Genomic DNA, 20,835 nt, shown 5'->3' with positions numbered 1-20,835 from the left:
TCCCCCCACTGTCCCGGGGTCCGAGGCATGCCCCCCGGGGGTGATGCACCTCAGAGTGCCTTGGGCAGCCCCCGTCCGCAGGGGCCGAACGGCCCTGTCTGGGAAGGCATCCTCAACTGGGCTCCTCCACCTGGGCTCCTTCAACTGGGCTTCTCCGGCTGCTCGCCGCTCCCGCGTCTCCAGCCGCTGTTCGTCCCGCCCCGACTTCTGCCCCGCCCCGGCCCCCGGGCCCGTTCAGTGCGAGTGCGGGCCGTCGTGGTGCACGGGGCCGTGCGGGGTCGCACAGTGTCCGGCGCCGACGGGCTCCGGGGCGTCGGTGGGCACGTGATCGATTTGGAGCGTGGTGTGGGTCAGTCCGTACTCTTCGGCCAGCCTCCGGTCCAGCGCCCGGCGCACTCGATGGCAGTCCCCGCCCGGTTCCACCAGCACATGCGCCGACAGCGCGGGCTCGCCCGAGGTGATGGTCCAGATGTGCAGGTCGTGCACCTCGGTCACCGAGGGGGCCGAAGCCAGCTTGTCGCCCACCTCGTCCGGATCGAGCCCCACGGGTGCTGCCTCCAGGAAGATGCGGCCCGAGTCGCGGAGTAGTCCGTAACCCGCCTTGAGCATCAGCGCGACGACCGCCAGCGTCGCTATGGCGTCGGCCCGTGCGAAGCCGGTGAGCAGCACGATGAGACCGGCTATGGCAGTGCCGACGAACGCGAACAAGTCGTTGAGAATGTGCTGGTAGGCGCCCTCGACATTCAGTGAGGAGCGGTTCGCCTTCGACAGGCACCACGTTGCCAGCAGATTCACCGCGATCCCCACGAGCGCGGTCGTCAGCACCAGCCAGCCCGTCACCTCGGGTGGGCTGATCAGCCGGCGCACCGCCTCGTACCCCAGCCAGATCCCGGCGAGTATCAGCGTGAGTCCGTTCGCCTGTGCCGAGAGGATCTCAGCCCGTTTCAGACCGAAGGTGTAGCCCCCGCGAGCCGGCCTGGCCGACAGCCGCATCGCCACCAGCGCCAGCACGATCGAGACGGCGTCAGTCAGCATGTGCGCGGCATCCGAGAGCAGGGCCAGCGACCCGGCCAGCACGGCGATCACGGACTCGACGACGATGAAGACGGCGATCAGCGCGAGCGCTGTCGACAACCAGCGGCGGTCGGCGTCGGCGGAGACCCCGTGTCCATGACCCCCGTGCCCGTGACCGCCGTGCCCGTGCCCCTTGTGCCCATGACCCTCCCGTCCGTGCCCGTGTGCGTGCCCACCGCCGGGTGTCTGCTCCCTCTTCTCGTGCGTTGCGCTCACAGTCCGTCCTCCCCATCGGAACCCGCCCACGCGGCGGCCGGCTGAGTGCAGTGAAACCCACCGCGACGAAAGGTGCAAAGGCTGCACCGGTGACCGTTGTCAAAACCGATAACACGCCTCTGACCTGCGGTTTCTTAGTGATTTTCGTTGTCGCGAGCAGCGGCGCGAAGTCCCACGTACGAGTGATGTCGAAGAGGGGGCCGCAGGCCCGCTCCGGACGTGGCGGGCCTGGTGAGACCCGGTCCGGCACCGTGCCGGGCGCATTCACCAGGGCTTCCCCGGGAGGGGGCCGACCGGCTATCCCTTGACCCGTACAGGCGTCACCAGGGAAGGGCAGGCCGACAGTGAAGCTGCATCTCCACGAGTGGGGTTCGGGCGGCAGGCTCGCGCTGCTGATCCACGGGATCATGGCCGACCACCGCACATTCCGCAGGACGGGCCCGGCACTCGCCGAGCACGGTTACCGCGTTCTCGCCGTCGATCTGCGCGGCCACGGAGCCAGCCCCGGGCAGAGCGTGCCGCCTACACCCTGGAGGCACATGCCGACGACCTCGCCGAGAATCTGCCCGAGGGGGCCGAACTGGCACTCGGTCACTCCCTCGGCGGCCTCGCGCTCTCCCGGGCCGTCACGCGGCTGCGCCCCGCCCGCGCCGTATACGAGCACCCGGCGTGGCGGACCGCCGACGCGCGGCCGTTCGACGGCGCGGACCTTGGCCAACTCCGGCACGCCACCACCCGGCAGATAGCCGCCGCGGCACCCCGCTGGCCCGCCGAGGACGTGGCGGTCGAGCGCGAGACCCTGCGCCTGTGGGACCCGGCGACCGCGGCCTTCCGCGACCCGCTCCGGGGCATCGACCTGCTGCCCCAGCAGCCGCCGGTGCCGCCGCTGGTCGTCCTCGCCGACGGAAGCGAGATGGTCGGCCCCGACCGTGCGGCGCTGCTGGTGGAGCGCGGCTACGAGGTGCGTACGGTTCCCGGCGCCGGCCACGTCGTTCACCGCGACGACTTCGGCGGCTTTCTCAGGGCTCTCGACGGCTGGATCTGACAGGCTGGGCAGCCAAGCGATGGACACAAGCGACATGAGCGACATGAGCGACACGAGTGGTGTGAGTGATGTGAGCGGTGTGAACCCAACGTCCGGAAGCGCGCCCCACGACGGAGCTGACTCCCACGACGGAGCCGATCCCGGCGTCACCGGAGCCAATCCCGACGGCCCTGCCTCCGTCACCACGTCCCACAGCGCTGCCTCCCACGGCGCGGCACCCGCCGACGGCAGAGGATCCTTGGGCGCGGCCCCCGCCGGCAGTGGCATTGAGGACAGCGGTGACGCCCATGGCGCCAGTGACCTGCACGATGCCCGCGCGCGGGCCACGGCCGTCGAGGAGGCGCTCGCCAAACTCAGCCTGCCCGCCAAGGCGGCGCTGCTCGGCGGCACCGACATGTGGTCGGTAGGTCCCGAACCCGGCGCCGGTTTCGGCAGGCTGGTGATGTCCGACGGCCCTGCGGGGGTACGCGGTGAGAACTGGACGCCCGAGGACCCCAGTACCGCGTTGCCCTCGCCCACCGCGCTCGGCGCCACCTGGGACCTCGCGCTCGCCCGCGAGGCCGGACTCCTGCTCGCACAGGAGGCCCGCCGCAAAGGCGCACACGTCGTCCTCGCGCCCACCGTCAACCTCCACCGCACCCCCTACGGCGGCCGGCACTTCGAGGCGTACGCGGAGGACCCGGAGCTGACCGGCGTCATCGGCGCCGCGCTGGTGTCGGGCATTCAGGAAGGCGGCGTCGGCACCACCCCCAAGCACTATGTCGCCAACGACTCGGAGACCGACCGCTACACCGTGGACGTACGCGCCGACGGCCGCACCCTGCGCGAGCAGTACCTCGCCCCGTTCGAACGCATCGTGCGCACCGCCCGCCCCTGGGGCGTGATGGCCGCCTACAACAGCGTCAACGGTGTCACGATGAGCGAGCACGACACGCTCAACAACGGTGTCCTGCGCGGCGAATGGGGCTTCGACGGTGTCCTCGTCTCCGACTGGACCGGCGCCCGCTCCACCACCGCCTGCGCCCTGGGCGGCCTCGACCTGGCAATGCCGGGCCCCGACACGGTCTACGGCGAGCATCTGGTCGCCGCGGTCCGCGACGGCCGGGTCTCCGAGGAGACCGTCGATACGCTGGTCCGGCGGGTGCTCCTGCTGGCCGCCCGCGCCGGCGTGCTGGACGGCGCGCCCCCCGCCGTCCCCCCGCACGCTGTGCCCCGCCCCCTGGACGGCGAGGCCACCGTGCGCGAGCTGGCGGCCCGCTCCTTCGTGCTGCTGCGCAACGAGCGCTCCGCTCTCCCCCTGGACGTCCCGCGCGGCGGGGAGGCCCCCGGCGCGGGCACGGTGCGCCGGGTCGCCGTCTCGGGCCTGCCCGCCTCAGCGCCGCGCTTCGGCGGCGGAGGCAGCGCGCAGGTCTTCCCCCGGCACGTCAGTACCCCGCTGGGCGCACTACGCGAGGCACTCCCCGCAGGCGTCGCGCTGTCATACGAGCCGGGCCCGGACCCCCGCTCGCGGCTCGCCCCCGCCGCCCCCGAGGACGGCTTCGCGCTCACTGCCGAACTGCACGGGCTGGACGACGCCGAACTCGCGCGGGTGCGGCAGGCCGACGGCAGCGTGCGCTGGATGGGCAGCCTGCCCGGCGGCGCCCCCTTCGCCGATCTCGGACGCGTCGAGCTGACCGGGGAGTTCACTCCCGCCGAAAGCGGCACCCACCGGCTGGCGGTGCGCGGTGTCGGCCACTTCCGCCTGGAGGCGGGCGAGCGAGTTCTGTACGACGCGGAACTCCTGCCCGAGAGCGAGGATCCGGCCGCCGCTTTCCTCAACCCGCCGCAGCGGGTCTTCCTCTTGGACGCCGAGGCCGGGCAGACCGTTTCCATCCGCCTCGTGCACTCCGTGGCGGTCCAGGGCCTGGGGGCGCTCTTCGGGCTCGTCTCCTTCGAACTGGGCTACGGTGCCCCCGCCGTCCCCGACGAGGAGCTGATCCAGCGCGCGGTGTTCGCGGCCGAAGAGGCCGACACCGCCCTGGTGTTCGTCGGCACCACCGACGACTCCGAGAGCGAGGGCGTGGACCGCGAGACCCTGGCCCTGCCCGGCCGCCAGGACGAACTGGTCTCGCGGGTGGCCGCGATCAACGACCGCACCGTCGTCGTGGTCAACGCGGGTGCCCCGGTGCTGATGCCGTGGCGCGACGAGGTCGCGGCGGTGCTGCTGTGCTGGTTCCCCGGCGAGGCGGGCGGGGACGCGCTCGCCGATGTCCTGCTCGGCCACGAGGAGCCCGGCGGACGGCTCCCCACCACCTGGCCGGAGGCGGAGGACGACCTTCCCGTGCGCCAGGTCCTCCCGGACGGCGACGGCCAACTGCCGTATGCGGAGGGGCCGTACATCGGATACCGCGCCTGGCGCCGTGCGGGTGCCGAGCCCGCCTACTGGTTCGGACACGGGCTCGGCTACACGGAGTGGGACTACGAGGCACTGAACATCGCCCCGCCCGACCCGGACCTGTCCGGGGCCGGTGTCACTGCTGCGGACGCCGCCGACACCGCAGGCGCCGAGGACCCGTACATCCCGGCAGCCGAGGTCACCGTCCGGGTGCGCAACAGCGGCCCCCGCGCGGGCCGCGAGGTCGTCCAGCTCTACCTCGGCCCCGAGGGTCCGGAGCGCAAGCTGGTGGCTTTCGCGGTTGTCGAGGCCGAGCCCGGCGAATCCGCCGAGGCCCGCCTTACCGTCCCGCTACGCGCGCTGCAGACCTGGGACGAAACCCACGAGACCTGGCAACTCCTGCCCGCCCCCTACATCTTCACCGCCGCCCGCAGCGCGGCCGACTTCCGCTTGACCGCCCAACTGGCCCTGGCCCCCTGAGACGGCACCCCTGAGACGGTCCCGCTTGAGACATGGGGGACCAACCGCCGACCGACCGGCCGGCGCCGCCCGCCGGCCGGCCGCTGTCCGTACCGCGGCGGCGGGGGTGTGTGGATCGGCGGAGCAGCGGGTCAGCGGGTCAAGGGGGAGGCGTCCGAGATGAACGCTTCGATGGCCCGCCGCGCGTCGGAGTCGAGGGTTTTGTGCTCCGTACGACTCTGGGCAGTCGATATGTCGCGCGTACACCGATAGGCCCGCTCGGCGGCGAGCACCACCATCCGGTCGTCCGTCAGCAGCTTGACGCGGTAGAGCGCCTGCCGGGTCACTGTCCGGAGGTGGTGAGCCCCGTCCCGCGCCGCGAGGAAGGCTTCGTCGCTCGGTCCACCCCGTCCACCCGGTCCATCCGGGGCCTCCTGCTTGCGGTACCAGCGGGCCGCCTGCCCGTGCCGGTACTCCTCGACCGTGGCGGCGAACGAACTGTAGGCGGCGATGCGCTCTTGGCGAAGCGCCTCGGAACGCGCGAACTGCTCACCGCGCCGGGCCGCGAGGCGCTGGAAGACGTGTGTGACGACCGCGCCCAGGAGCGTGCCTCCCACCGCCACCACGCTGGTCCATATGGCTTCCACGGCACCAGGTGATCACAGCGGACGGGGCTTGTCTTCGGTTGCGGCCCATCAGTTCGTCGGCCCATCGGCCCATTCGTGGCCGGTGGCCTGTCGCGTATCGGCCTCCGGTGCCGTGGTCCTCCGGTGCCGTGGGCCCACGGCACCGGATGGGTCAGCTGCGGACCGAGGTGCGGAAGGCGCCGGGGGCCGTACCGGTGCGCTGGTGGAAGAACTTGGTGAAGTTGGTCGCGTCCGCGAAGCCGAGCTGGGCGGCGATCAGGGCGGAGGAGCTGTCGGTATGGGCCAGTAGCCGTTTGGCCTCCAGGATCACCCGGCGGTCCACGAACTCCTTGGCACCCAGGCCCGCCACGGCGCGGGTCGCCCGGGAGAGGGTGCGGGGGGAGTAGCCGAGCGCGCGGGCGTAGTCGGATACGCGGCGGGTGTGGGCGAAGTCCCGTTCCACGGCGGCCCGGAAGCGCCGGAAGGTCTCCGCCGGTCCGCCTTCGGCGCCGCCGACCCCGCCGATCGGGCCCGTCCCACCCGCGAGGCCCGCACCGTTCGGGTCATCCGCCCCTTCTGCACCGTCTGTACCGTCCGCCCCGGTGGTGCCGTCCGCGCCGTACCGCCCCGTCAGCCGGACGAGGCGCAGCAGCAGTGCGGCCAGCAGGTGGCGCAGCACTTCCGTGTGCGGTGCCGCCGGGGCCGGGTGGTCCGGGTGGGCGGAGTGCGCGGCGGCGAATTCGAAGCGCAGATGCTCCAGCGCCAGCCGGACCGCGCGCGCCCGCTCGCCCACCGGGTGGTGCGTCAGGGTGCCGGAAGCCTCGTCCAGGCCCACGGCCGCCGCGGTTGCCGGGTCGGGGAAGGCCGGCTGGAAGAGGACGAGGGTTCCCTCGGTGTCCTCAAAGTCGCCGTACTGCTGCACTTGACCGGGTCGTACCCATAGCCAGGCACCCGCCGGTGTCGCGTGCTCGGTGAAGTCCACGGACTGGCGCAGCGTCCCCGTCTCGACCGCGAACAGCTGATGGAAGACGGGACGCTGCGGGGAGGCCAGCAGCTGCCCGTGCGCCTCGGCGCGGGAGCGCATATCGCTCAGTGTCATGACCTCCACGCCGGTGGCCGGTGCGCCCGGTCCGGGGGCGTAGGGAAGCTCGGGAATCGTGGCGGCGGATTCGTGTGCGTGTCCGTTTTTCACCATAGGTGGTCATGACCTTACCTCGCGGGGTCACCCGTGGCCGGTTAGCTTCGAAGGTGTCGTCCTGTTAAGAGGGACGGCAATGGCGGAATGTGCCACCCACGATCCGCACCGGACAGGCGCACGCGCAAGAGGAGAGCACCATGACGAAGATCGCCGTATTCGGGGCCAACGGCCACATCGGCAGCAGGATCGTCCGCGAGGCGCTGGACCGGGGGCACGAGACGGTCGCAGTCGTGCGCGATCCGGCCAAGTTCGTCGCCGAGGAGCACGGCAAGCTCACGGTCACGACCGGGGACGTGCTCTCGCCCGAATCGGTGGCCGCCGTGGCCAAGAGCGCTGATGTCGTGGTCAGCGCCGTCGGCGGCGGCGACGGCCCGGGGCACCTTGCCACGATCCGCCCTGCGGCCGAGTCCCTGGTCGCCGGGCTGCGCTCGCTCGGGGCCGCCGGGAGGACGGCTCCGCTGCTGATCTTCGTCGGCGGCGCCGGTTCGCTGCGGACACCCGGCGGCAAGCGGGTCTGGGACACCACGGGGCTGCCGGAGGCGGTGCTCCAGATCATGCACGCGCACGGCGACGCCCTCGACTTCCTGCGGACCGTCGACGATGTGCGCTGGACCAACCTCAGCCCCGCCGCCACCATCGAGGCCGGTACCCGGACCGGGACCTACCGGGTCGGCAAGGACGACCTCGTCGTGGACGACGAGGGCAACAGCCGTATCTCGATGGAGGATTACGCTGTCGCACTGCTCGACGAGGCCGAGCACCCCCGGCACGTCGGGGAGCGCTTCACGGTGGGGGACTGAGGCCACACCGCTGCCGTTCGACGCCGCCGCACGGCGCCGTACGGCAGCCCAGCCCCCCGAAGCGGACCGTAGGGGGAAGCGGACCGCTACGGAAGTTCCCTGTCCAGTGCGGAGCGGCCCTCCGAGGCGATGCGGCGGCGGGCCCACTCCAGGTTCGCCTCGGTCAGGTCGCGGCCGGAGGCCAGGACGACATCCTCGGGCGCCGGATCGCCGTCGGGCGCCGTGTGCAGCACGCTGTCCGGTGTCGGGCTCTCGTAGCGGCGGCGGAACTTGGCAACCTGGCCCTCCGAGTCCACCACCCGCGCCTTGCCGGTGTAGAAGGGGTGGCTCTCGGAGGAGATCTCCACATCGACGACCGGATACGTCTGCCCGTCGTCCCACTCGATCGTGGTGTCGCTGGTGGCCGTCGAACGCGTCAGGAAAGCGTATCCGGCGGCCTGGTCACGGAAGACCACCTGACGGTAGTCGGGGTGGGTCTCGGGCTTCACGCGTCGCTCCTTCCCCGAGGTGCAGGGCACTGCCCAGGCTACGTCCGGCCGCCCCTGACGGCATCCCGCGCGCTACCGGCGCCGGTACTCCCCCGGCCGGGCGCCGGGGTGCGTGCGGCTCCGACGTGCGGAGCCGCACGCGGCGCGCGATGCTGGAGGGTGCTCTCGTCATCCCCGTCGGAACGAGGTACGGATGCGCACCAACGACCTGACCAACGAGGTGCTCGCCGGGCTGCGCGAACCGCGGCCCTACCCCGCCGTCACCCTCGTCCTGCCCACCCACCGCACCCGGCCCGCCAAGACGCAGGACCCGGTGCGGCTGCGCAATCTCATCGCCGAAGCGAGCCGGCGGCTGCACGAGGACCCGGCCGTGCCGGAACGGGTGCGGGCCGAGGTCGTCGGACATCTGGAGCAGGCCGAGGCCGAGGTCGATCTGGTGTACACCCTGGACACCCTCGTCCTGTTCGCGGCGCGGGGAGAGCACCAGTTCTGGCACCTGCCCCGCTCCTCGCCGGTGGAGCGCATCGTCATCAGTGACACCTTCCTCACCCGCAACCTCGTCGCCGCCAAGGCCCAGAACAGGCCGTACTGGGTGCTGACCTTCGCCGAGGACCGGGCCAGGCTGTGGAGCGGCTCGGGCGAGGACCTCGCCGAGGAGCGGCGCGAGGGCTTCCCCATCGAGCAGGACAAGAACCTGCCCGCGCGCGAATGGGTCCCGCGCACCGGGGACTTTCCGACCGGATACCGCGACGAGGTCGCCCTCCAGCACCTGCGCGCCGTGGACGCGGACCTGGCCAAGCTGCTGGAGCACGAACCCAGGCCGCTGATCATCGCCGGACTGGCACAGGGGTTGAGCGCGCTGGAGGACGTCGGTACACATGCGGCGCGCTCCGCGCTCGCCACCGTGCCGAAGGGTGGTCTGACCGATGCGCGGGCCTCGGTCGTCTTCGACGCGATCGCCCCCGCGCGCGCCGAACTCCTCACCGCACGCACCGACAGCGCGCTCGAACGCCTCGGACAGGCACGCGGTCGCAAGGAGTTCGTCGCCGGGATCGACGAGGTGTGGCAGGCCGCGCAGGAAGGCCGACTGGCGCTGCTGGTCGTCGAGGAGCCGTTCCGCCAGCGGGTACGGCTGGCCGGCGGCCATCTGGAGCCACTGCCCGAGGAGGGCGGCGAGGCCGGCGAGGAGGGGGCCGGGGGGAGTGGGACGGGGGTGGCAGGGCAGTCGGTGGGGAGCGGCGAGCCGTACGAGGTGGGTGACGAGGCCGACGTGGACGACGCGGGCGAGGTGCGCGACGACATCGTGGACGAGACGGTGGAATTCGCGCTGTCCACCGAGGCGGAGGTCGTCTTCGTGCCCGACGGCACGCTGGAGGAGCACGGCAGGATCGCCGGCGCCGTCCGCTACGCCTGGTCGCGGGCCTAGTGCTCTGACTCGGATCACCAGCCGCAGACACCTGGCCAGGGTCGCGGACCGGCCGGACGAGGGCAGCGACAGGAGCGTGGGAAGGGCAGCGTGAGCAACGAGCGCGGCACCGCGAACGAGGCGCGTCACGACGCCGATGGCGGCACGGGCGGCATAGGCGGCACAGGCGGGAGCGACGGGGACGACCACGGGGCGCCGACGGACGCGGCACAGGCGGGGCGGCGCCGGTGGTATGCCGCCGCCACCTATGTGTTCGCCGTGGGCATGGCGGGCACCACTTTGCCCACGCCGCTCTATGGGCTCTACCGCCAGCAGATCGGGTTCTCCGAGCTGATGGTGACGGTCGTCTTCGCCGTCTACGCCGTCGGCGTCATCGTCGCCCTCCTGGTCGCGGGGGACTTCTCCGACGTGCTGGGCAGGCGCCCGGTGCTGTTCGCCGCGCTGGGACTCTCGGCTGCCAGCGCCGTCTGTTTCCTGCTGGAGGGCGGCCTGCCGCTGCTGTTCACGGGGCGCCTGCTGTCCGGCTTCGCCGCTGGACTCTTCAGCGGCGCCGCCACGGCGGCGGTGCTGGAACTCGCGCCGCGCGGCGGGGGGTTCGCGGCCACCGCCGCGAACATGGGTGGCCTCGGCTGCGGACCGCTGCTGGCCGGGATCCTCGCGCAGTTCGCGCCCTCGCCACTGAAGCTGCCCTTTCTCGTGCACCTGGGGCTGCTGGCGGTGGCCGGCGCGCTGACCCTCGCGCTGCCGGAGACCGTACGCCGGGCCTCCCCCCGGCCGCCGCTGCGTCCGCGCGGGATGGAGGTGCCGCGCGAAGTGCGGCCGGTTTTCGTCCCGGCGGCGCTGGCCTGCTTCACGGGGTTCTCCGTCTTCGGCCTGTTCACCGCCGTTTCGCCGGGATTCATGGCCGAGACGCTGCACATCAGCGACCTGGCCGCGTCCGGTGCCGTCGCCTTCTCGGTCTTCTGCGCCTCGCTGGCCGGCCAGTTGCTGATGGACAAGGCGGGCGTCGTCCTGGCGCTGCCGCTGGGCTGCCTCGGGCTGGTGGCGGGCATGGTGCAGGTGGGCCTCTCGCTGCTGCTCACCTCGCTGCCGCTGCTGGTGACCGGGGCCGTGACCGGCGGCATCGGGCAGGGGCTCGCCTTCCGCTCCGCCATGACGGCCGTCAGCCGGCGCGCGCCCGAGAGGCACAGGGGCGGCACGATCTCGGCGCTCTTCGTCGTCGCCTACCTCGGCATCTCGCTGCCGGTCGTCGGCGTGGGCGCGCTGAGCACGGGGCTGGGGCTGCGCGGCGCCGGCCTGGTCTTCTCGGTCTGCGTCATCGTGCTGGCCGCCGGGGTGGGAGCCCATCTGTGGCGCACCCGCCACGCGGACGCCGCCGCGCTGAGCGGGCGCACGTGACCTCCCGTGCGGAGGTCGGGTGCTGAGCCGTCACCCCTTGGGCCGGTGACGGTCCGGGCCGTCACCGGCTGAACCGGTGACGGTCCGAAACCCGTACGGCAGCCGGGTTTTCAGGTCGTGGCGCCCTCGTCCGGGCGGGGCAGCGCGGCGATCCGCGATTCCACGTCGTCGAAGTGGTCGACGACGGCGCGGCGGGCCGCGTCCGCGTCACGGGCGCGCAGCGCATCGACGATGTCGCCGTGCCAGTGCGCGATGTCGCCCGGGTCGCTGTCGGGACCCAGGTCGGCACGCACGCGCTGGAACGCGTCCCAGAACAGCTCGATCAGCTGGGTGGCCAGGTTGTTGCCCAGTGACTCGAAGAGCATGAGGTGGAAGTGCCGGTCGGCGTCGGCGGTGTCGTTCCCGTTCGGGTCGGACATGGCCTTGATCTCGGCGTCCAGCCGGTCGAAGAGCCGCTCGTCGGCCTGCTCCACCACGTCGGTGATGAGTCCGGACTCGATGGCGCGGCGTACGGCCACCAGGTCGCGGAGCGCGCCGGGGTCAGCCCGCACGGACTGCCGGGTGCGGTAGAGGAGGCCGGGGGCCATCGTGGCCAGGGGGGCGCTGCCGACGAACGTGCCGTAGCCGTGGCGGATGTCCACGATGCCGCGGGTGTGCAGGGCGCGCAGGGCCTCGCGGACGCTGTTGCGGCCCGCGCCGAGACGCTCGATCAACTGCGCTTCGGGGGGCATCGCGGCACCAGGCGCGAGGTCCATCTCGAAGATCAGCTCGGTGATGCGGTCCTCAAGCTGCTCCCGGATCCCTGGTGCCACGTCGCCCCTCGCGCCTCATGTCGGTGGTTGCGCCGACCTCTTGTTCGTCCGCGGGGACGAGTGTACCGTCTGGCGGGTAAGAGATCCCATGTCCCATCTCCCATCTGCGCACAGACCACCCGTACTTCCGGGACGGGAAGCAGGAGGTTCGCGCCATGGGACGGCCGAGACAGGGGCGTTGAGCAACGATGGCGATGCTGACGAGACGGGACGGGAAGGCGCTGTTCGCCGCCTGGCTCGGATATCTGATGGACGGGTTCGACTTCGTCCTGATCACTTTGGTGCTGACCGAGGTCGCCGACGACTTCGGCCTGTCGATGGTGACGGCCGCGACGCTGGTCTCGGCGGCGTTCATCTCGCGCTGGTTCGGCGGACTGGCGCTGGGCGCCGTCGGCGACCGCTTCGGCCGCAAGCCCGCGATGATCCTCAGCATCCTGCTCTACTCGCTCGGCTCCCTGGCCTGCGGCCTGTCCTGGGGGTACTGGCCGATGTTCGCGGCCCGGCTGCTGCTGGGCCTGGGCATGGCGGGGGAGTACGCCGCGAGCGCCACCTATGTGATCGAGAGCTGGCCCGCCAGGGCACGCAACCGCGCCAGTGCCCTGCTCATCTCCGGATACGCGGTGGGCTCCATCATCGCCGGTCAGCTGTACCGGTTCGTGGTGCCCGCCTGGGGCTGGCGGGCGATGTTCTTCCTCGGCGTCATCCCGATCGCGCTGGCGCTGTGGATGCGGCGCGGGCTCAAGGAGTCCGACGACTGGCAGCAGGCGACCGGAGCGCGGAGCGGCCGCGGAGGTGACGGCGGGAGCGGCGCGCAAGAGGGCCGCCGGAAAGGCGGGGTGGCGGAACCCCGACGGGACTTCATCACCCTCCTCTACCGGGGCCGTCTCGCCCCGCTCAACCTGGCCGCCACCGCCGTCGTCGCCGTGAGCTTGTTCCTGCTGTTCACCGAGCGCGCCGGCGGGTTCGTCCAGCCCCTGGTGGCGCTGACCGCGGCCGGATTCGTGCTGTTCACCGCGCAGTTCGCGGGGCGGCGTACGCCGATGATGGTGACGCTCATGGTCACCGTCTTCTGCGCCTTCCTCTATTCCTGGCCCATCCAGGCGCTGTTGCCCACCTACCTCAAGGAGGACCTGCACTTCTCACCGGGCACGGTGAGCGATGTGCTGTTCTTCGCCGGGTTCGGCAACGTCCTCGGCTGCGTCCTGGTCGGCTTCCTCGGCGACCGCTGGGGCACCCAGCGCACCTACGTCCTGTCCCTGTGCGTCTCCGTGGTCTTCGTCCTGCCGGTCTTCGCGATGGACAGCGGCCAGACCGCCGGGCTCGCGCTGCTGCTGTTCTTCCAGCAGATGTTCGCCCAGGGCATCTCCGGTCTGCTGCCCAAGCTCATCGGCGGCTACTTCCTGACCTCAGAGCGCGCGGCCGGTCTCGGTTTCACCTACAACGTCGGCTCGCTCGGCGGCGCTGTCGCCCCCGTCCTGGGCGCTTCCCTGGCCGGCGGGCGCAGCCTCGGGCCCTCGCTGGCGTGGCTGACCTTCGCGCTCACCTTCGTGGTCATCATCCTGATCGCCGTGAACGCCCCGCTGCGCGTCCAGCGGCTGGCAGGAGGCCGCGAGACCGCGCCCGAGGGCGATCTGACCGAACGGCCGGCCGCCCGTACGGGCACCGGGTCCGCCGCCACCGGGCCCGCGACCGGGCCCGCGACCGGGCCCGCGACCGGGCCCGCGACCGGGTCCGCCGCCACCGACTCCGGCGCCGCCGGGCCCGGATCGCCCCACCCCGCACCATGAACGAGCATGAGCACGAGCACCGCTAGGAGAGACTGACGCAATGCCCGCCCACCCCACCTCCGCCGGAACCGGGCCCCTGGTCTCCGGCGGCGTCATCCCTCCCCTGTGCACCCCGCTGACCGCGGAGCGCGAACTGGATACGGCGTCGCTGGAAAGCCTGTGCGCCTTCCTGCTGGAAGCAGGCGTCGACGGCCTCTTCGTCAACGGCTCGACCGGTGAACTCGCCTACCACACCGACGAGGTGCGGCTGGCGGCCCTGCGCGTCGTACGCTCCGTCGCCGCCGGTTCCGTACCCGTCCTCGCCGGGGCGGTGGACCTGACCACCAACCGCGTGATCGACCAGGCCCGTGCGGCCCGCGCCGCGGGCGCCGACGCCGTCGTGGCGACCGTGCCCTTCTACTCGCCCACCCACCCCGGCGAGATGGCCGACCACTTCCGCGCGGTGCGCGAGGCCGTGGACCTGCCGCTGTGGGCGTACGACATCCCCGGCAACGTCCAGCACAAGCTGCCCCCGCAGGTCGTGGCCGAACTCGCCGCCGAAGGCGTACTCGCCGGGCTCAAGGACAGCAGCGGCGACCTGGAGGGCCTGCGCACCCTGCTGGAGCTGACCGAGGCCAACGGCGCGCGCGGCGGCGGCTTCACCGTCCTCACCGGCTCCGAGACGATGGCCGACACGGCGCTCGCGCTCGGCGCGGACGGCATCGTTCCGGGCCTGGGCAACGTCGATCCGCACGGCTTCCTCGCCCTTCACCGCGCCGCGCGGCACGGCGGCCTCAAGGAGGCAGCAGCCGAACAGGAGCGCCTGCGCCGCCTGTTCGGCCTGGTCCGGGTCGGCGACCCGGGGCGGATCGGCGCCTATTCCTCCGCGATCGGCGCCTTCAAAGAAGCGCTCCACCAGCGCGGAGTGATCGCCTCTCCCGCCACGCCGCTCCCGATGCGCCCGCTGTCCGTCACCGAGCGCGAACGCGTGACCGGCTTTCTGGCGGAGGCCGGGCTGGGCCCGGTCTGATCCGGGCGGACTGACCTGATCGGTCACACCGATCTGATCCGGGCAGTCGGCACGGGCCTCACTGCGCCGCGTAGCCGCCGTCCACGAGGTGGTAGCTGCCCTGGATGAAGGAGGCGCGGTCGGACAGGAGGAAGGCGGTCAGCTCCGCCACCTCCTTCGCCTCGCCCAGCCGTCCTTGCGGGTGCAGGGAGATGAGCCGCTCCCGCATCGGGTTGTCCGTCTCGCGCAGCAGCGGAGTGTCGATGAATCCGGGGCCGACGGCGTTGATCCGTACGCCCTGTTCGGCGTATTCGAGCGCGGCCGACTTGGTGAGGCCGACCACCCCGTGTTTGGCGGCGACATACGCGGGTGAGCCGGCGAAGCCGTTGGTGCCCAGGATCGAGGACATGTTCACGATCGCGCCCGCTCCCGCCTTGGCCATCACGGGCAGCTCGAAGCGCAGCCCGTGGAAGACGCCGGTGAGATTGGTGGCGATGACACGGTTCCAGGCGGCGACGTCGTACTCGCCGGTCGGCAGCGAGGGTCCGCCCACGCCCGCGTTGTTCACGGCGAGGTCGAGCGAGCCGAAGGTGTCCGTGGTGAAGCGCACGGCGGCCTGGACGGAGTCCGGGTCGGTCACGTCCACCACCACCGGCTCGGCCCGCGCCCCGGCGGTCTCCAGCTCGCCGGCCGCGAGCTGGGCGCCGTCCTCGTCGTAGTCGGCCACCACCACCGCGGCCCCCGCCCTGGCCAGCCGCCGCGCGATCGCCAGCCCGATCCCGGAGGCGGCGCCGGTCACCAGCGCTGCCCTGCCTTCGAACTCACCACTCATCGGTTCGACCTCCCGCCCTCACCCTCCCGGCCCGCATGCCACGGCGCAGGGCGGCGGGGTCCGAGCGGGTGAGCCGGCAAGTGAGCCGGGCGGACGAGCCGGGCGGACGAGCCGGCCGCAGGGAGGAGCGGGACATCAGCGGACTCCGCCCCACGCGCTGATCCACGTGCACGACCTGATTCACGTGCACGGGTGAGCCTCCACCCGGCCGCCGCCCAGGCGTGCGGGACTGGAGGGAACTGAGCCGTACGGCGGGTCCGGCTTGCGTACGGGCGCCGTCCCGCGTGACATGGCTGAAGACGGACCCCGGACCCGCGCACCCCAAGGACACCCATGACACCGCTCAATCTGGCCTCCCGCCCGCTCCTCGGCCTGTTCTTCGTCAGTGCCGGGATCGACTCGCTGCGCGACCCCGACCCCCGTGCCCAGGTCGCGAAGCCGCTGCTGGACAAGGCACGCGCGCAGGTGTCCGTGCTGCCGGACGACGATGTGCTCCTCGTCCGGATCAACGCCGGCGTGCAGGTCGCGGCGGGTGCGATGCTCACCCTCGGCAAGCTGCCCCGGCTCTCGGCGCTGGCCCTGGCCGCCTCGCTGCTCCCGACCACGCTGGCCGGGCACTCCTTCTGGGAGCACGAGGACCCGGGAGAGCGGGCGAGTCACCAGATCCACCTCGGCAAGAACGTCGCCATCCTCGGCGGCCTGCTGGCCGTCGTCAGCGACGCGAGCCACCAGGCGCGCGCCCACGCCTGGCACGAGCGGGCCCGCAAGGCGCGGACGAAGCAGCAGGGCAAGCAGTGCGGCACACCGCACTGCAAGAGCGGCTGCCCCGTCCACCGCGGCCCGCACGGCGCACATGGCCCACGTGCCGCACACGGCCCCATCGGCTCACACATCCCCGGCAGCTCACGCATCACGCGCAACTCCAGCGGCTCAAGCAGCTCCGGAAGCTCCGGCGGCTCTGGCGGCTCGCGTGCCCCCAAGCTCCTCGCCCGTGCAGGCGGACGCGGGAAGTAGCGGCAGCCTCGGCCGCCGCGTTCGTACGGGGCCGGTCACGGCGGTGTCAGCCAGATGGTGGCCGCTGTCTCCTCGCGCACCCGGGAGCGGCTGCACACGAGCGGGAACGCCTCGTCCGCCGCCCACGCCGGGAACAGGTCCGCGTAGTGCGCGCTGCGCGGATCGCCGGACTGGCCGGGGGAGTTCATCACCAGCGAGGCATCCCAGTCCCCGACATCGATCACCATCCGGAAGCTGGCGCCCCCGTTCTGCCGGAAGTCCTGGAGATACGCGGCGGCACCCACCGTGTCCCCGCTGCCGCCGCGCGGCAGCGGCCCCAGCCCGCACCAGCCGGGAACCCCGGTCCCCCCGGCCCCGGCCTCGGCCCTGTCTCCCGCCTCGCCTCCTGCCCCCGTCCCGCCCCCCGTCCCCGCGGCGCGCAGCAGCGCCGCCACCGGATGCCGCAGCTCGGCGCGGTGCAGCGTGCCCCACGCCCAGTCCGACGGGTCGTCACCCAGCAGCCCGGCCACGGCGTCCACCGCCTCCCCGAGGCTCTCCAGCAGCAGCGCCTCCAGCTCACCGTCCGGATCCGGCGCGGCGAGCAGCCGCAGCTCCACCCGCGGATCGGCCGCCGAGCCCTCGGCGGGCAGTATCCTCGCCAGCGCTTCCTCCACCCGCCCGGATCCGACCAGCGGGCGAAGCGCCCGCCTCAGCAGGGCGGGGCGCAGGTGACGGCGGAACCACACCTCGAACAGGGCCGCGGCCCCCGATCCGGCCGACAGCGTGCCGTCCCAGCCGCGCAGCAGTTCCAGGCCCGCGCGCACCCCCGGCTCCTCGCTGTGCGAGTCAGCCAGCAGCGGCAGGACGCGGCGGGCCGGGAGGCTCACGTAGTCGGTCTGGAGCCGCACGCAGTCCGCTGCCGTCCATTCCCGGGCCTCCGCGAGAACCTCGGCGCAGCGTTCGTAGCGGGTGGGCGCGTACCAGTCGAAGGTGACCGGATGCTCCTCGTGGGGGTGGTCCGGCGGAAGGTTGAACTGGTTGGCCGTGGCGAGCCAGCCCTCCGCCGGATCCCGCACCTGCGGCAGCTCCTCCGGAGCGAGGAGGCCGTCCCACTCGTACCGCCCGTCGCCCGGCACCGGCAGCGTCCCGTCCCAGCCGCGCCGGACGGGCACCCGGGCGGCCGGGCGCCAGCCGATGGTGCCGTCGGGGGCCGCGTACACCTGGTTCTCACCGGGAGCGCCCCAGCCGCGCATCGCCTCGGTGAAGGCGTCCGGGGTCCGCGCGTCCATGTAGCCGGCGCTGCCCAGGTACGGCGCCATGCCCGCTCCCAGCCAGGCGGCCCGCACCGCGAACGCGGCCTGCCGCTCCGGGCGTTCACGGATGACCGGCCCGTGCCGGGTGAACCACAGCTCGGCCGCGACCGGCTCCCGTCCCCGTACGGGGATCGCCTCGGTCACCCGCGTCATCGGCTCCCAGCCGTCCCCGTACGCGTAGGAGTGCGGGTCCTCCGGGTGCGTGCGGTAGACGTACAGGTCCTCCTGGTCCACGGGGAAGATGGTGAAGCCGAACGCGAGGTGCCGGTTGTGCCCGATCGACACGCCGGGCAGCGCCGGTTCACCCGCGCCGATCACCTCCAGATCCGGTGCCGACAGGTGGGCGAGGTAGCGCAGCGAGGGCACGGTGACCGGCCGGTGCGGGTCGTTCGCCAGCAGCGGGCGGCCGGTCGCGGTGCGGGAGGGGGCGAGCGCCCAGTTGTTGCTGCCGTCCAGGCCCTGGCGGGGCGCGTTCGGCGACCAGGGTGCTGTGGTGGCCAGTTCGTAGACGCGCAGCACGTCGTCCGGGATGACGTCCAGGTCCAGGCCCTCGGGGACCTTCAGCGGGCCGTGCGGCTCGCGGACCTTGCGCAACTCCTCGGCCGCGGGGCCGAAGTCGCGGAGCGTCAGGGCGCGCCGCACCTCCTCGTGCAGGTTGTAGAAGAGGCCGTGGCTGCGGATACGGGCCACATCCGCCGCCTCCCACAGGGCGGGCCCGTACCCCAGCAGCGCGAACTCGGGAGGCAGCATTCCGGCTCCCGCGCCGGAGGTATCGCGGCACAGGGTCACGTACGCGTTGATACCCGCGACGAACGAGCGGGCCATCTCCTCGGTGCCGGGGCCGTACGCGGCCCACTCCTCGGCCATGTCGCCCCGGTAGAGGAACAGCCGTGCCGCCCGGTCGTGTTCGACGTAGCGCTCGCCCAGCACCTCGGCGAGCAGCCCCAGCCCCCGGCGGCGCCACAGGTCGAGCTGGAAGAGGCGGTCGCGGGCCGCGTTGAAGCCCTGGGCGAGGAAGAGGTCGGCGCGTGAGTTCGCGTACAGATGGGGCACTCCCCAGCGGTCGACGAGGATCTCGACGGGTTCCGCGAGGCCGGGCACCTCGAAACGGGTGGTCATCTCACTCTCCTTCGCCGCGCGCTCCCGGCGGCACCGGTCGCGTGTCCTGCCGGCCCGCCTGCCGTCTGTCCCGCTGGTCCGCCTGCCGGACCGGGACGGTGCCGGGCCGTGCGCGGGTGACGGCGAGGACGACGAGCAAGTTGGCGGCCAGGCCGAGGACGCCGCCGTTGACTCCGTGGTACGGGTCGTTGTCGGTGGCCCACAGCAGCAGCACCACGCCCAGCCCGGTGAACAGCCCCGCGACACCGGCCGCCGCCGTCATCCGCCGCCAGAACAGCGACACCAGCGCCAGCGGCACGACTTGGGCCAGCCCCTCGTAGGAGAGGACGGACAGCTGCACCAGCGTGTCCGGGTGGAAGAGGCTGCCCGCCAGCGCCACGAGTCCGGCCAGGAAGCACACCAGTTGGGACAGCCGCTTGACGCGTACGTCCTCCGGACTGCCGGGCACGGTGTCGCGGTGGGTCCGGCCGCGGGCGCGGCTGCGCGGGTCGGTGCCGTTGCCGCCGCCCAGCAGGGTGCGCCCGCACAGCGTGCCGATCGCCAGCATGAACACGCTCATCGGCACGATCGCCGACAGCGCGCCCGCCACCCCGATCACCGCGACGAGCGGCGCCGGGAGCGAGTCCGTCACGAGCCGGAAGAGTGCCAGGTCCGGGTTGTCCAGCGCGGGCAGCGCGAACAGGGCGACGGCGCCGACCATCATCGGGATGAACAGCAGCAGCTGATACCACGGCAGCAGCAGCGCGTTGCGGCGCAGCGCGTTGGGGCTCCTGGCGCTCAGATAGCCCGCGACCGTCGTCGGGAAGACGGAGATCGTCACGGCGTTCAGCAGCAGTGTGGAGACGAACCAGGTGCCGTTCAGGCCCCCGGAATCGTGGCCCGGGAAGGTCAGCCACTCCGGCTTCTCCCGCACCATCCGGTTCATGAAATCGCCCAGGCCGTTCAGATAGTGCGTCGGCACCCACACCGCGAGGAACACCACGGCGGCGATCACCAGGACGTCCTTCAGCACGCTCACCCACGCCGAGCCGCGCAGCCCGGAGACCAGGATGAACGCCTCCGCGACGACGAAGGAGACCACCGCCGCCACCCGCAGGCCGACACTGCCGTACGTCATCGCGTTGACGACCACGCCCATGCCCTGGATCTGCACCTGGATGTAGGGGACGAGGAAGACCGTCGCCACGATCGCGACGAGGATCCCCACCGGCCGTGATCTGAACCGGTGTTCGGCCATGTCCGCGATCGACAGCAGCTTGTGCCTGCTCGCGTACGTCCACAGCGCCGGACCCACGACATACGCCACGGCGAAGCCGACCGTCAGATACGCCACCAGATACAGGATCGGCACGCCGAAGGAGTACGACCATCCGGCCGTGCCCAGGAAGGAGAAGCTCGTGTAGGTCTCTCCGGCCATCAGCAGCCAGATGAACAGCACCCCGAGACCCCGGCTGGAGAGCGACCACTCGGCCATCCCCTTGTTCCTGCCGCGCGCGCTCAGCACCCCGATCGCGAGCGTCGCCGCCATCGCCAGCCCGAAGATCGTCGTCGCCACTGCCGCGGACCCGCTCATCGGCCCTCTCCCGGGTCGTCGGGCCGGTCGTCCACGGGAAGCGGCTCGACGGCGCCCGCCCGGAAGGCCGGATCCAGGCGCGAGACCAGCCAGATGACGAGCGGGCTCACGACCGTCGCCGCGACGATCCAGAACAGGAGGAAGGGCAGGCCGAGGACGCGGGGTTCGACGCGGTTGGCGACGAGGGGCGCCGCGCAGTAGAGGACGGCCGGGACGAGCAGGAGCCAGAGCGCGGGGCGCCTCGCCCGGACACGGGGGAAGTCCGCGCCCTGCGGCGGCGGGTCAGCGCCTTCCGGCGGCTGGGGCTCAGGCAT

General features: G+C 72.5%; 17 protein-coding genes and 1 pseudogene. 9 read left to right on the top strand and 9 right to left on the bottom strand.

Annotation, left to right across the window (positions count from 1 at the left end):
- Positions 1-234: 234 nt before the first annotated feature.
- Positions 235-1,290 carry a cation diffusion facilitator family transporter gene (locus ABD339_RS28550; protein ID WP_344570024.1) on the bottom strand — a complete coding sequence of 352 codons (1,056 nt, stop codon included), beginning with the start codon at positions 1,288-1,290 and terminating at the stop codon, positions 235-237.
- A 407-nt stretch (positions 1,291-1,697) separates the two neighbouring features.
- On the opposite strand from ABD339_RS28550, the gene ABD339_RS33900 reads away from it, so the two are divergent.
- Genes ABD339_RS33900 through ABD339_RS28535 form a run of 3 tightly spaced genes read left to right on the top strand, consistent with a single transcriptional unit; the run spans position 1,698 to position 5,189 of the window.
- Complete coding sequence (locus ABD339_RS33900) at positions 1,698-2,036, top strand: alpha/beta fold hydrolase (protein ID WP_425576128.1); 339 nt, start codon at positions 1,698-1,700, stop codon at positions 2,034-2,036.
- A gap of 32 nt (positions 2,037-2,068) precedes the next feature.
- Positions 2,069-2,335, top strand: coding sequence for a hypothetical protein (locus tag ABD339_RS33895; RefSeq protein WP_425576124.1), 267 nt, complete (start codon positions 2,069-2,071; stop codon positions 2,333-2,335).
- Positions 2,336-2,369: 34 nt separating this feature from the next.
- Positions 2,370-5,189, top strand: coding sequence for a beta-glucosidase family protein (locus tag ABD339_RS28535; protein ID WP_344570023.1), 2,820 nt, complete (start codon positions 2,370-2,372; stop codon positions 5,187-5,189).
- Between the two features lie 131 nt (positions 5,190-5,320).
- On the opposite strand, the gene ABD339_RS28530 is transcribed toward ABD339_RS28535, so the two are convergent.
- Both ABD339_RS28530 and ABD339_RS28525 read right to left on the bottom strand, forming a co-directional pair.
- Positions 5,321-5,815, bottom strand: coding sequence for a hypothetical protein (locus ABD339_RS28530; protein WP_344570022.1), 495 nt, complete (start codon positions 5,813-5,815; stop codon positions 5,321-5,323).
- Positions 5,816-5,966: 151 nt separating this feature from the next.
- Positions 5,967-6,989 carry a helix-turn-helix domain-containing protein gene (locus tag ABD339_RS28525; protein WP_344570021.1) on the bottom strand — a complete coding sequence of 341 codons (1,023 nt, stop codon included), beginning with the start codon at positions 6,987-6,989 and terminating at the stop codon, positions 5,967-5,969.
- A gap of 140 nt (positions 6,990-7,129) precedes the next feature.
- Between ABD339_RS28525 and ABD339_RS28520 the strand changes: the two genes are divergently transcribed.
- Positions 7,130-7,792 (top strand): NAD(P)-dependent oxidoreductase, encoded by a 663-nt coding sequence (locus ABD339_RS28520; protein ID WP_344570020.1) that lies wholly within the window; start codon positions 7,130-7,132, stop codon positions 7,790-7,792.
- A 242-nt stretch (positions 7,793-8,034) separates the two neighbouring features.
- Here the strand turns inward: ABD339_RS28520 and ABD339_RS28515 are convergent.
- Positions 8,035-8,280: pseudogene (locus tag ABD339_RS28515) on the bottom strand (type B 50S ribosomal protein L31); the annotation flags it as partial.
- Positions 8,281-8,473: 193 nt separating this feature from the next.
- On the opposite strand from ABD339_RS28515, the gene ABD339_RS28510 reads away from it, so the two are divergent.
- Positions 8,474-9,706 (top strand): baeRF3 domain-containing protein, encoded by a 1,233-nt coding sequence (locus tag ABD339_RS28510; protein ID WP_344570019.1) that lies wholly within the window; start codon positions 8,474-8,476, stop codon positions 9,704-9,706.
- 264 nt (positions 9,707-9,970) lie between these two features.
- Positions 9,971-11,104: an MFS transporter gene (locus ABD339_RS28505; RefSeq protein ID WP_344570088.1), complete on the top strand. Its 1,134-nt coding sequence runs from the start codon at positions 9,971-9,973 to the stop codon at positions 11,102-11,104.
- 110 nt (positions 11,105-11,214) lie between these two features.
- On the opposite strand, the gene ABD339_RS28500 is transcribed toward ABD339_RS28505, so the two are convergent.
- Positions 11,215-11,916 (bottom strand): FadR/GntR family transcriptional regulator, encoded by a 702-nt coding sequence (locus tag ABD339_RS28500; RefSeq protein ID WP_344570018.1) that lies wholly within the window; start codon positions 11,914-11,916, stop codon positions 11,215-11,217.
- Positions 11,917-12,104: 188 nt separating this feature from the next.
- Here ABD339_RS28500 and ABD339_RS28495 point away from each other — a divergent pair, with 188 nt between their 5' ends.
- Positions 12,105-13,703, top strand: a complete 1,599-nt coding sequence (locus tag ABD339_RS28495; protein WP_344570017.1) for a sialate:H+ symport family MFS transporter — start codon at positions 12,105-12,107, stop codon at positions 13,701-13,703.
- A gap of 40 nt (positions 13,704-13,743) precedes the next feature.
- Positions 13,744-14,712, top strand: coding sequence for a dihydrodipicolinate synthase family protein (locus tag ABD339_RS28490; protein WP_344570016.1), 969 nt, complete (start codon positions 13,744-13,746; stop codon positions 14,710-14,712).
- Positions 14,713-14,770: 58 nt separating this feature from the next.
- Here the strand turns inward: ABD339_RS28490 and ABD339_RS28485 are convergent, their stop codons facing one another.
- Complete coding sequence (locus ABD339_RS28485; RefSeq protein WP_344570015.1) at positions 14,771-15,523, bottom strand: SDR family NAD(P)-dependent oxidoreductase; 753 nt, start codon at positions 15,521-15,523, stop codon at positions 14,771-14,773.
- Between the two features lie 333 nt (positions 15,524-15,856).
- Between ABD339_RS28485 and ABD339_RS28480 the strand changes: the two genes are divergently transcribed.
- Positions 15,857-16,537, top strand: a complete 681-nt coding sequence (locus ABD339_RS28480; protein ID WP_344570014.1) for a DoxX family membrane protein — start codon at positions 15,857-15,859, stop codon at positions 16,535-16,537.
- A gap of 35 nt (positions 16,538-16,572) precedes the next feature.
- Here ABD339_RS28480 and ABD339_RS28475 read toward each other — a convergent pair whose 3' ends face one another.
- From ABD339_RS28475 to ABD339_RS28465, 3 genes are read right to left on the bottom strand one after another with little or no spacing between them, the layout of a single operon-like run.
- A complete protein-coding gene (locus ABD339_RS28475; RefSeq protein ID WP_344570013.1) occupies positions 16,573-18,948 on the bottom strand; it encodes a penicillin acylase family protein in 2,376 nt (791 codons plus the stop codon).
- 1 nt (position 18,949) lies between these two features.
- The gene (locus tag ABD339_RS28470; RefSeq protein ID WP_344570012.1) at positions 18,950-20,521 is read right to left on the bottom strand and encodes a sodium:solute symporter family protein; all 1,572 of its coding nucleotides are present in this window, start codon (positions 20,519-20,521) and stop codon (positions 18,950-18,952) included.
- Positions 20,518-20,835 carry a DUF3311 domain-containing protein gene (locus tag ABD339_RS28465; RefSeq protein ID WP_344570011.1) on the bottom strand — a complete coding sequence of 106 codons (318 nt, stop codon included), beginning with the start codon at positions 20,833-20,835 and terminating at the stop codon, positions 20,518-20,520. The genes ABD339_RS28470 and ABD339_RS28465 overlap by 4 nt, the downstream gene beginning before the upstream one ends.

Source organism: Streptomyces axinellae, assembly GCF_039532135.1.
Lineage (GTDB): Bacteria > Actinomycetota > Actinomycetes > Streptomycetales > Streptomycetaceae > Streptomyces > Streptomyces axinellae.
This window is presented reverse-complemented; position numbering and strand designations above follow the sequence as displayed.